7 protein-coding genes are annotated in these 11,853 nt (G+C 44.9%); 4 read left to right on the plus strand and 3 right to left on the minus strand.

Annotated elements, in window-relative coordinates; genetic code table 11:
* Nucleotides 1-20 precede the first annotated feature (20 nt).
* Nucleotides 21-1,310 carry a phosphoribosylamine--glycine ligase gene (gene purD, locus NL647_RS26595; RefSeq protein WP_199451201.1) on the minus strand — a complete coding sequence of 430 codons (1,290 nt, stop codon included), beginning with the start codon at nt 1,308-1,310 and terminating at the stop codon, nt 21-23.
* 133 nt (nt 1,311-1,443) lie between these two features.
* Nucleotides 1,444-3,051, minus strand: coding sequence for a bifunctional phosphoribosylaminoimidazolecarboxamide formyltransferase/IMP cyclohydrolase (gene purH, locus NL647_RS26600; RefSeq protein WP_050940836.1), 1,608 nt, complete (start codon nt 3,049-3,051; stop codon nt 1,444-1,446).
* 266 nt (nt 3,052-3,317) lie between these two features.
* Between purH and zntR the strand changes: the two genes are divergently transcribed.
* The 4 genes from zntR (at nt 3,318) to NL647_RS26620 (ending at nt 9,786) form a co-directional block, all read left to right on the plus strand.
* A complete protein-coding gene (zntR, locus tag NL647_RS26605; RefSeq protein ID WP_005451151.1) occupies nt 3,318-3,716 on the plus strand; it encodes a Zn(2+)-responsive transcriptional regulator in 399 nt (132 codons plus the stop codon).
* A 156-nt stretch (nt 3,717-3,872) separates the two neighbouring features.
* A complete protein-coding gene (cadC, locus tag NL647_RS26610; protein WP_253650894.1) occupies nt 3,873-5,444 on the plus strand; it encodes a lysine decarboxylation/transport transcriptional activator CadC in 1,572 nt (523 codons plus the stop codon).
* Between the two features lie 746 nt (nt 5,445-6,190).
* Complete coding sequence (gene cadB / locus NL647_RS26615) at nt 6,191-7,534, plus strand: cadaverine/lysine antiporter (RefSeq protein ID WP_005434864.1); 1,344 nt, start codon at nt 6,191-6,193, stop codon at nt 7,532-7,534.
* A 116-nt stretch (nt 7,535-7,650) separates the two neighbouring features.
* Nucleotides 7,651-9,786, plus strand: coding sequence for a lysine decarboxylase CadA (locus NL647_RS26620; protein ID WP_005451159.1), 2,136 nt, complete (start codon nt 7,651-7,653; stop codon nt 9,784-9,786).
* A 275-nt stretch (nt 9,787-10,061) separates the two neighbouring features.
* Here NL647_RS26620 and adhP read toward each other — a convergent pair whose 3' ends face one another.
* The gene (gene adhP / locus NL647_RS26625; RefSeq protein WP_009697531.1) at nt 10,062-11,078 is read right to left on the minus strand and encodes an alcohol dehydrogenase AdhP; all 1,017 of its coding nucleotides are present in this window, start codon (nt 11,076-11,078) and stop codon (nt 10,062-10,064) included.
* Nucleotides 11,079-11,853 lie beyond the last annotated feature (775 nt).

Raw genomic sequence — 11,853 nt, forward strand, 5'->3', positions numbered from 1 at the left:
TTAGCCAACTGAAGTTGTTTTTATTTTTCTTGCTCACGTGCGATTGCACGGTAGCCGATATCGTTGCGATGGAACATGCCATCCCAACTGATCTGTTTTGCAAGTTCATAAGCGCGTTGCTGTGCTTCTGATACGCTGTTACCAAGTGCTGTTGCACAAAGTACACGGCCGCCGTTTGTCACAATGTCGCCGTCTTTGTTGTTTGTACCTGCGTGGAAGACCTTCTCACCTTCAATTTCAACTTGTGGAAGACCTGAGATAACGTCGCCCTTGTCGTACGCAGCAGGGTAGCCTCCGGCGGCTAACACAATACCAATCGATGCTCGTGGATCCCATTTTGATTCCACTTGATCCAGTTTGGCATCAATAGCAGTCAGACATAGATCAACAAGATCCGATTCCATGCGCATCATGATCGGTTGCGTTTCTGGATCACCAAAGCGGCAGTTGTACTCGATCACTTTCGGCGTACCGTCTTTATCGATCATTAAACCCGCGTATAGGAAACCTGTGTAAGGGTTGCCTTCTGAAGCCATCCCACGCACTGTTGGGTAAATCACTTCTTCCATGATGCGGTTATGAATTTCAGATGTTACCACTGGAGCAGGAGAATAAGCGCCCATGCCGCCTGTGTTTGGACCGGTATCTTTGTCGCCTACGCGTTTGTGGTCTTGGCTGGTGGCCATTGGCAAAACGTTCTCACCATCCACCATCACGATGAAGCTTGCTTCTTCCCCATCTAGGAATTCTTCGATAACCACACGACTGCCAGCATCACCAAATGCATTACCCGCTAGCATATCCTTGATGGCGTCTTCAGCTTCTTCTAGTGTCATTGCCACAATCACGCCTTTGCCAGCGGCAAGACCATCAGCTTTGACTACAATTGGTGCACCTTGTTCACGTACGTAAGCGAGTGCAGGTTCGATTTCAGTGAAGTTTGCGTATGCTCCCGTCGGGATTTGGTGACGAGCAAGAAAGTCTTTAGTAAACGCTTTAGAGCCTTCAAGCTGCGCTGCTGCTTGTGTTGGACCAAAGATTGGCAGACCGGCTTCTCGGAAAGCATCCACAACACCGATAACCAATGGTGCTTCAGGACCAACGATGGTCAACTCAATGGCTTTCTCTTTTGCGAATGCAACCAGACCTGCGATGTCTTCTACTGCGATATTTACGTTCTCTAGTTTAGGCTCTAGTGCTGTGCCTGCGTTACCCGGAGCAACGAAGATAGTCTCAACATTTGGGTTTTGCGCCGCTTTCCAACCTAGTGCGTGTTCACGACCGCCTGAACCAATGATAAGTACATTCATGTTTTAAACCTTCAATCAAAATTGATAGTAGTAGAACTAGAAAATGTTTGAGCAACACGAAAGGAAAGTGTTGCTCATCTCGAAGCGCAACGCTCTTGTATCCAGTAGCGAAGCGCTCTCGCATCTTTTCTTTCTAGTGGCGGAAGTGACGCATACCTGTAAAGATCATTGCCATGCCGTGTTCGTCTGCTGCTGCGATAACTTCGTCATCACGCATCGAGCCGCCAGGTTGAATCACACACTTGATGCCAGCTTCTGCTGCTGCATCGATACCATCACGGAATGGGAAGAACGCATCAGATGCCATTACGCTACCTGCGACTTCTAGACCTTCGTCTGCTGCTTTGATTCCCGCAATTTTCGCTGAGTAAACGCGGCTCATTTGACCTGCGCCTACGCCGATGGTCATGTCACCTTTCGCGTAAACAATCGCGTTTGATTTCACGAATTTCGCTACCTTCCAGCAGAATAGTGCATCTTTCAGCTCTTCTTCTGTTGGTTGACGCTTAGAAACCACTTTCAGGTCATCTAGGCTTACCATGCCTTGGTCACGGTCTTGAACCAGTAGACCGCCGTTGACGCGTTTCATGTCAAAGCCCGTTGTCTTCGTTGACCATTCGCCACACTCAAGCAGGCGCACGTTCTTCTTCGCTGCAACCACTTCAATCGCTTCAGCAGAAACACAAGGTGCGATGATGACTTCAACGAATTGACGTTCAACAATAGCGGTTGCTGTTTCAGCATCTAGCTCTTGGTTGAATGCAATGATGCCGCCGAATGCAGATGTTGGGTCAGTTTGGTAAGCGCGGTTGTACGCTTCTAGGATGTCTTTACCTAGAGCCACACCACATGGGTTCGCGTGTTTTACGATCACACATGCTGGTTCGTTGAACTCTTTCACACACTCAAGTGCTGCATCTGTGTCTGCGATGTTGTTGTAAGAAAGGGCTTTACCTTGGATTTGGCGAGCAGTAGAAACAGACGCCTCTTGTGGGTTTGCTTCTACGTAAAAAGCAGCTGCTTGGTGGCTATTCTCACCGTAGCGCATATCTTGTTTTTTCTCGAACTGTTGGTTGAATGTTCGAGGGAATTTGCTCTTGTTTTCAGGAGAAGGTTCATCACCTTCTTTGTTCTCACCGTAAGATGGAACCATAGTGCCGAAGTAGTTTGCGATCATGCCATCGTAAGCCGCAGTGTGCTCAAATGCTGCGATAGCAAGGTCGAAACGGGTATCTAGAGTAAGGGATTTGTCGTTTGCATCCATCTCTGCGATTACGCGCTGGTAATCACCTGCGTTAACGACGATAGTCACGTCTTTGTGGTTTTTCGCAGCAGAGCGAACCATAGTTGGACCGCCGATATCGATGTTTTCAACTGCGTCAGCTAGAGTACAACCCTCTTTTGCTACGGTTTCTGCGAATGGGTATAGGTTAACAACAACCATATCGATAGGGTTGATGCCGTGTTTTTCCATCACGTCATCATCTTGACCACGGCGACCCAGTACACCACCGTGAACTTTCGGGTGAAGCGTCTTAACGCGACCGTCCATCATTTCTGGGAAACCAGTGTAGTCAGAGACTTCGGTTACTGCGATGCCTTGCTCAGCAAGTAGACGAGCCGTACCACCAGTAGATAGGATATCGACACCGCGCTCAGCAAGAGCTTGTGCAAACTCAACAATACCTGTTTTGTCTGATACGCTGATAAGCGCACGGCGAATAGGACGAGCGTTGTTCATGCTTCCATTTTCCTCAAATTCACGGAGTTAAAGATGTTTGCCAAAAATGAACTTGTTTTTACCTCATGGGGTAAAATATTGGCCAGTTTTGGTAAAGACCTTTGCAGGTGTTTTCATGCTTAGAAAACAGTCTCCACTATTTGATGGCGCGTATTCTAACCAATTTATTACAAAAAAGCTCGCGCAATCGTTTGGCATCTCAAAAATAATTGCAAAAAACTCGATCTTTGGCTTTAAAAGTAACGAGATAGTTAATAAGGAAAGTTATGTTTCAGATAGGTGAACTGGCGAAACGCTGTGGTGTGACTGCCGATACATTACGTTTCTACGAAAAAAATACACTGATCCAGCCCGCAGGGCGAAGTGAATCGGGCTATCGCTTATACAACGAAGAAAACCAAAAACAGGTACGCTTCATTCTCAAAGCGAAAGAGCTTGGCTTAAGTTTAGAGGAAATAAAAGAGCTTCTAGAAATCAAATTAGAAGCGACAGAACACAGCTGTGCAGAAGTAAAAGCTATCACTTCTGCAAAGTTAACTTTAATTGATGAAAAAATAGCGGAACTGACAAAGATTCGCACCGCATTAAAGAAGATCAATGACGCTTGCTGTGGGCATAACAATGACGATGCCAGCCACTGTTCTATCCTCGCAGCCCTTGAGTAGCGTGCTACTTAATTTAAGTTTGCATTTTTGGCGGCTTGCTTTTCTAGGTTCAAGCCGTTTTCCCACCTATAATCTCGGCTTTAGTCGACTGTAAGAATGTGTAGTCCTATCTATTCCTAAAGCGACGCTGTCTATTAGATACGAGAGTTTTCATACATGGTTGGAGTCTATTTTCAAATCAATGACTGGGTTTTGAGCGTTGATGAAAATAAGCTGTATCGACAAGACAGGGAAGTTACCGTTGAGCCACGCTTAATTAATTTGCTGCATTTTCTTGCAGAGCACGCTAGTGAAGTGTTCAACCGCGAAGAGCTGATCCAATACGTTTGGGCGGGTGCGATTGTGACTGACCAAGTTGTGACGCAATCCATTTTTGAACTGCGTAAACTGCTGCGCGACGGTCGAGAAGAAAACACCAGCTACGTGATCACTGTGCCTAAACGTGGTTACAAGTTGGTAGCAAATGTGACGCCGATGACGCACGAGGAATTCCTCGCTAGCCGTCATTGTGATACAGAGATTCTTGCTCCGATCGTAGAAGAAATCGAAGAAGAACAATCAGAAATCTCAACTTCTACGATTGCATTTCCGGCAGGTCCGTTAACTCGCGCTGTATGCGAGATGTCAAAAGAGAAAAAAGCACCGCGCAAGCCGAATAAAATCAGCCCTTGGCGATTAGGTTTCATGAACTTCATTTGGATCAGTATTTTGGTCGTGGTGATGGGGGTGTTTACCTATAAGCAATCTGAAGTGCGCATTACACAAGCCATTGATACTCACCTTATCGAATTCAAGTTTCAGGATAACTTCAGCAAAGAAGGTCGTAGCTATGACTTAGCCGACGGGTTTGCACAGAAGTTGATGGCAGATGTGGCTCAAGTCAGTGATTATCGAGTCATGTTGAAAAAGGCGACCTTTACTACTGGTATTGTACCGGGTAAGTCTGTGGTGGTACGTGTTAAAGAAAACGACGGTGGCAGCTTCCTTGAGGTGGAATATCGCAATAACTCCTCCGAAAAGGTTTTGTTCAGCCGCCAATACGCGTTAACCAATAGCCATTTGAAGTCGGTTATGCAGCAAGCCTCTCTAGATTTGATGCGCGCACTAAAAGTGCCAGATGCAAAATTAAAATCCAAGGTGCTGGTGGCGGGTATGCCAATGAACCCAGACGCATTGGAGCAGTTTGTTGAGGCAAACCACTACTTGAATGTGTCGGATGCGAATCAATTCCAGCACGGTATCGACTTGATGGAGAGAATTCTCGAGATTGAACCGGATAACGCTTATGTACAAGCTGAGCTGTTGATTGCCTATCATGTGCAAAAGGCGCTTGATCCTGCATTGGAGCTGAGAAAAGGCAGAGTTCAGCAGTTGAGTGAGAAATTGGAAACCAATTCAAAGATGATGGTGGGACCAATTCAGCCACGTATTTATGAAGCGTTAGCGCTGCATGAGACCATTGCAGGTGACATCGATTTGGCTAAGCAGCATTTGAATCAAGCTCTCGAGGTTCGAGACTCAGTTCTGTCTTATGTCATTAGAGGCAAGCACGCGGAATTGGATGGTGATTTGGATTGGGCAAGTGAGTCTTACAGTGAAGCCTTCTATATAGATACATCTGTAGAGACCTATTTGCTATGCGAAAACTTGGTCTTTCCAAGCAATATGAAGGCGATTGATTACGCCATGTATCGAGCAGTGCACCCTTCTGTGGTTCGTATGTTGTAGTAAGCCCTCTTTTATCAATCAGAGACACTTAGCCCTTCACTTCGGTGAGGGGCTTTTTTGTCTCTACGTTATTAAATCGCTATCTTCTTGCTTTTTGAATAGAGCTTGCTTTACAGGGGGGTAGGCTTTTCATTCTATCTTCTATCTTCTATCTTCTATCTCACCATCTTTGTATTTTGCTTGTGTTTATTAATGAGCGGCTCTTATCGAGTTTTTGCTAGATCTACCTTTTTTTCCCATTGCTCTACCTTTGGTTTGTGTACTTATTGTCTGTCACAACCACACTGTTGTTTATGTGTACTTACGTTGGTATCTATGCAGAACGAGGGGAAAAGAAGAGGGAAGTTTGATGTAAGTCAACGGAGCAATAAAGGTAGGAAAAAGCGGCGTCAACAGTTTGGGTAATTAACCATGGTTTCTTTTGATGTTGATAGAGGTTGATAAGCTTGATGGAAAATTTGTTGAGGTTGATGTTTTTAGGTTTCCGATAAGAGCGTTTGATGTTATTGGGCTAACCTTCTGTATTTATTGGTTTTATATTTTTGTGTTTACAAGGTTTATCTCAACTTTATACCGATGGGCTAATTGTTTTATTGATAACGCCAAGTTTATTTTTTTCCCAGTTTTTGGGCGTAGTCTTCACTTCGAAATTTAGCGAGGTCGAGCAGATTCCTCCTCATAGCATCTCGCTAATAACCATTCAGTTTGAGTCATGTTGACTCGAGTAGAATAGATTTGGAGATGTTATGTCATCGAATGCGAAAAAAATCGGCCTTATTGCCTGTACGGGTGTCGTAGCCGGTAACATGATGGGTAGTGGTATTGCACTATTACCTTCTAGTCTTGCCTCTGTAGGCTCTGTTTCAATCTTCAGTTGGCTGATCTGTTTGGTCGGTGCACTGAGTCTGGCGTTCGTTTACGCTCGTCTGGCAACCAAAAACCCACAAGAAGGTGGTCCTATCGCTTATGCTGGCGAAGTGTCTCCGGTATTTGGTTTCCAAACGGGCGTTCTTTATTACCACGCGAACTGGATCGGTAACCTGGCTATTGCCATTACAGGTGTTTCTTACCTTTCAGTATTCTTCCCTGTGCTTAATAACCCAATCCCAGCAGGTATTGCGACGATTGCATCGGTATGGATCTTCACTTTCGTCAACCTACTTGGTGGTAGCTGGGTAAGCCGTCTATGTACGCTTGGTCTAGTTCTTATCCTTATCCCAGTTGTTGGTACAGCCGCATTTGGTTGGACGCACTTCGATACTGCGCTTTACAGCCAAAACTGGAACGTATCAGCAGGCACTGACAGCCACGCGGTAGTAACTGCGGTTCTTATCTGTCTATGGTCATTCGTAGGTGTGGAATCAGCAGCGGTATCTACTGGTATGGTAGAAAACCCTAAACGTACCGTACCACTAGCAACTATGTTGGGTACTGGTATCGCAGGTGTGATTTACATCCTATCAACTCAAATGATCAGCGGCATGTTCCCTGCGTCAGAAGTTGCGGCATCAGGTGCGCCATTTGCACTAGCAACAACTGAGCTATTCGGTAGCTGGACAGCGCCATTCGTATCAGCATTTACAGCACTAGCATGTTTCACTTCGCTAGGTTCTTGGATGATGCTAGTAGGTGAAGCGGGTAAACGCGCAGCAAACGACGGCAACTTCCCTAAAATCTACGGTGAAACTGATAAAAACGGTGTGCCTAAGAAAGGTCTAATCCTTGCGTCAATCAAGATGACTGCGCTAATGGTTGTACTGATGTTCTTCAGCTCTAAAACAGCACACGCATCAGACCTGTTCAACCAGCTAACGACTGACGCAGTTCTACTAACTATGCTGCCTTACTTCTACTCAAGCATTAACTTGATTCGCTTCGAAGGTATGACAACACGTAACGGCTTCGTAATGCTGTTCTCTGGTGTGGCTTGTCTGTTCTGCTTCATCGCACTAGCAGGTGCAGAGGGCGGTACGCTAACAGCAACCTTCATCGTTTCTCTAGTTATCTTGATGTTCTACAGCAAAAAAGCAGGTCTTGCTCAGTACGTGAAAATGCACGCTGACGACATGCCTGCCCAAGCAAGCAACTAATCCCCAAAACGCTGGCACTACGGTGCCAGCCCATAAACCCAAATTCACGCGGCGCTCACCTTACTCATTGCCAGTAAATGGCAAAGAGCGCCCTCATTCGCCTTGGAGATGTCCAAATGAATATATTCGCTATCTTGAACCACATGGGTGTGTTCTTTAAAGAAGAGCCAGTTCGTCAACTTCACGCTGCTCTTGAGAAAGCGGGCTACGAAGTGGTTTACCCAGTAGATGATAAAGACTTGATCAAAATGATTGAGATGAACCCACGCATTTGCGGTGTGCTGTTCGACTGGGATAAATACTCACTAGAGCTATGTGAACGTATCAGCCAAATCAACGAAAAACTGCCTGTTCACGCATTTGCTAACGAACAGTCTACTCTAGACATTTCACTAACAGACCTACGTCTAAACGTGAGCTTCTTCGAGTACGCTTTAGGTATGGCTGACGACATCGCTATCAAAATCAACCAAGCGACTGAGGCATACAAAGATGCCATCATGCCTCCATTCACTAAAGCGCTATTCAAATACGTAGAAGAAGGTAAATACACCTTCTGTACTCCAGGTCACATGGGCGGTACTGCATTCCAGAAAAGCCCTGCTGGTAGCATCTTCTACGATTTTTACGGTCCAAACACATTCAAAGCGGACGTATCAATTTCAATGCCTGAACTAGGTTCTCTACTAGACCACTCAGGTCCACATAAAGATGCTGAAGAATACATCGCACGTACATTCAATGCAGACAGCTCGTACATCGTAACTAACGGTACGTCTACATCGAATAAAATCGTTGGTATGTACTCAGCGCCAGCAGGCAGCACAGTACTGATTGACCGTAACTGTCACAAGTCTCTGACTCACCTAATGATGATGAGCGACGTGACACCAATCTACTTCCGCCCAACTCGTAACGCATACGGCATCCTTGGTGGTATCCCACAAAGCGAATTCAGCCGCGATGTAATCGCAGAGAAAGTGGCGAAAACACCAGGTGCAACAGCACCAACTTACGCAGTAGTGACTAACTCAACTTACGATGGCTTGCTGTACAACACACAATTCATCAAAGAGTCGCTAGATTGTAAACACATCCACTTCGACAGTGCTTGGGTGCCTTACACTAACTTCAACCCAATTTACGAAGGTAAATGTGGTATGAGTGGTGAAGCGATGCCAGGCAAAGTGTTCTACGAAACACAATCAACACACAAACTGTTGGCAGCGTTCTCACAAGCTTCAATGATTCACGTGAAAGGCGACTTTGATAAAGAATCTTTCAACGAAGCATTCATGATGCACACTTCAACTTCACCTCAGTACGGCATTGTTGCTTCTACTGAAACTGCAGCGGCAATGATGCGCGGCAACACTGGTAAGAAGTTGATGCAAGACTCTATCGATCGCGCAATCCGCTTCCGTAAAGAGATCAAACGTCTAGAAGCAGAAAGCGACAGCTGGTTCTTCGATGTATGGCAACCAGAAAACATCGATACCACAGAATGTTGGAAACTAGACCCTAGCGACACATGGCACGGCTTCAAGAACATGGATGATAACCACATGTATCTTGACCCAATCAAAGTAACGCTACTGACTCCAGGGATGAATAAAGAAGGCGAACTAGAAGAATCAGGTATTCCTGCTTCGCTGGTGGCTAAATTCCTAGACGAGCGCGGCATCGTGGTAGAGAAAACAGGTCCATACAACTTGTTGTTCCTATTCTCAATCGGTATCGACAAATCAAAAGCAATGCAATTGCTACGCGGTCTAACTGAATTTAAACGTGGCTACGACTTGAACCTAACCATCAAGAGCTTCCTACCTTCGCTATACAACGAAGATCCAAGCTTTTATGAAGGCATGCGCGTTCAAGAACTAGCACAAGCAATTCATGACCTAACTAAGAAATACAACCTACCAGAGCTAATGTACAAAGCGTTCGATGTTCTTCCAGAAATGAAAGTAACACCACACGCAGCATGGCAAGAAGAGCTTCGCGGTAACGTAGAAGAAATCAAACTGGAAGAAATGGTTGGTCGCGTAAGTGCGAACATGATCCTTCCTTACCCTCCAGGTGTGCCACTAGTACTTCCTGGTGAAATGGTGACTCAAGAGTCTCGCCCTGTGCTGGACTTCCTAGAGATGCTTTGTGAGATCGGTGCGCATTACCCAGGTTTCGAAACCGACATCCACGGTCTATACCAACAAAAAGATGGTAGCTACACCGTAAAAGTATTGAAGAACTAAGTTCCTCTCGAAGATGACGCTATTGGGAATGCAAGCATGCTCCACTCTTACGAGCTCAATGCGTCATCGAACAATAACGGCATTTAGATATACCCCTAACTATTCTGTCGTAAAGAGAAGGGCAAGGATGCTCTGATCTTTTCTTCTATATAGAAGAATAACTTTTCCAAGACTTCACCTGAAGTACCCCAAGTAAAAAGCAAAGACCAAAAGAGCAGCATGAAAGTGCCGCTCTTTTTTTGCTATCTATATAGAAAAGATATCAACAGCCAAAGCTAGGCAAACTCCATCACGATACGCCCATTAATTTCACCTTTCTCCATATCAGCAAAGATGTCATTGATATCTTCAAGATGTTTAACTTCGGTAATGGCTTTTACTTTTCCTTCTGCTGCGAATTGTAAGCACTCTTGCAAGTCTTTGCGTGTGCCAACAATAGAGCCAATCACTTTGACACCATTTAGCACCGTATCAAAGATAGGGATTGGCATCTCTTCAGGAGGAAGACCAACAAGAACGCATGCGCCACCACGGCGTATGGAGTGATAAGCCTCTTGGAATGCAGGCTTCGATACTGCAGTACATACAACGCCATGCACGCCGCCATTAGTGATGGTCTTAATACGCTCTGATGGTTTCTCTTTCATAAAGTCGATGGTGTGTTGCGCACCTAGACTTTTAGCGAGTGCGAGCTTCTCATCACCAGTATCTACAGCAATAACATTCATGCCCATAGCTACAGCATATTGAATGGCTAAATGACCTAAACCACCTGCACCGACAATTGCCACCCATTGACCTGGTTTTACATCTGTTACTTTGAGTGCCTTATAAGTGGTAACACCTGCACAGAAGAGGGGAGCTGCATCCACATAGCTTAAGCCATCTGGAATCTTCACGACGTACTCACCATGAGCAAGACAGAACTCTGCATAACCGCCATCAACGGAATAACCAGCGTTATGTTGATCTAAACACAGCGTCTCTTGCCCTTCTAAACAATAGTCGCAATGACCACATGCACTATACAACCAAGGAACACCAACACGATCACCTGCTTTGAGATGATGTATCTCGCTGCCAACTTCGACGATTTCACCCACACCTTCATGTCCTGGTACCAGAGGCATTTTGGGTTTTACCGGCCAATCGCCATGACAAGCGTGCAGATCAGTATGACAAACACCACATGCATGAACCTTTACGAGTACATCACGAGGTTTAACGTTGGGTAAAGGAATATCCTTGATAACAAGCGGACCTTTAAATTCACTAACAACTGCGGCTTTCATGAATAACTCTCCAATAATGATAACGAGAATCATTCTTGATCGATATGTAAGGAAGTGCAGTGATCTGAATCAAAAATCGATTTTTGTTTAAGTAGACCATAGTCGAAACTGGTTATTGGTAAGACGGCTTACCTTTAATTTCTGTGAAAAGAAGAGGAGAACGTGACGAAAAACTACGAGAAGACTGCAATGAAGTCTGACTTTACTCCTCTCTAGGATCGAATAATTACGTCAAAGATCCTCTGTTTTGCCGTATATCTGAACAAAGTGTTTGTTATTTGTTCGGTTGAAAGTTTTTTTGCAAAAAACGCTTGTGCTAATTTCTCAACTCCCTATACTGCGCATCCACCGACACGGAGTGAGACGAAAGTCACACAGCGAGTCGGAAGAGAGAAAAAAGAATTTAAAAAAATGCTTGACTCTCTCACGGTGTGAAGTAAGATACGCACCCCTAACGACGAGCAACTAAGTTGCTGAAAATGTTAGAAAAGCTCTTTAAAAATAAGAACCTATCAATCTGTGTGGGCACTCGTTGATGATAATCCAATTAGGTATTTCTTTCTTAACGGAAAGCGGTATCAAATTAGGTTTCAATGAAACGAAGTGACCATTCGAATTGGGAAGCAGCCTTGAGCTGTTTTATTTCACTTTTTAAAAGTGAAAACCAATAAGAGCACAGTCAATTCAAACATTACTTATGTAATGTTCAGTATTCATTGAGCCGAACAAAATCTTAAATTGAAGAGTTTGATCATGGCTCAGATTGAACGCTGGC

Source organism: Vibrio sp. Y29_XK_CS5, assembly GCF_024181835.1.
Taxonomy (GTDB): Bacteria; Pseudomonadota; Gammaproteobacteria; order Enterobacterales; family Vibrionaceae; genus Vibrio; species Vibrio harveyi.

Excerpts from the sequence above, each read along its gene's own strand:
- purD (WP_199451201.1), bottom strand. The coding sequence starts at position 1,310 with ATGAATGTACTTATCATTGGTTCAGGCGGTCGTGAACACGCACTAGGT.
- purH (WP_050940836.1), bottom strand. The coding sequence starts at position 3,051 with ATGAACAACGCTCGTCCTATTCGCCGTGCGCTTATCAGCGTATCAGAC.
- zntR (WP_005451151.1), top strand. The coding sequence starts at position 3,318 with ATGTTTCAGATAGGTGAACTGGCGAAACGCTGTGGTGTGACTGCCGAT.
- cadC (WP_253650894.1), top strand. The coding sequence starts at position 3,873 with ATGGTTGGAGTCTATTTTCAAATCAATGACTGGGTTTTGAGCGTTGAT.
- cadB (WP_005434864.1), top strand. The coding sequence starts at position 6,191 with ATGTCATCGAATGCGAAAAAAATCGGCCTTATTGCCTGTACGGGTGTC.
- NL647_RS26620 (WP_005451159.1), top strand. The coding sequence starts at position 7,651 with ATGAATATATTCGCTATCTTGAACCACATGGGTGTGTTCTTTAAAGAA.
- adhP (WP_009697531.1), bottom strand. The coding sequence starts at position 11,078 with ATGAAAGCCGCAGTTGTTAGTGAATTTAAAGGTCCGCTTGTTATCAAG.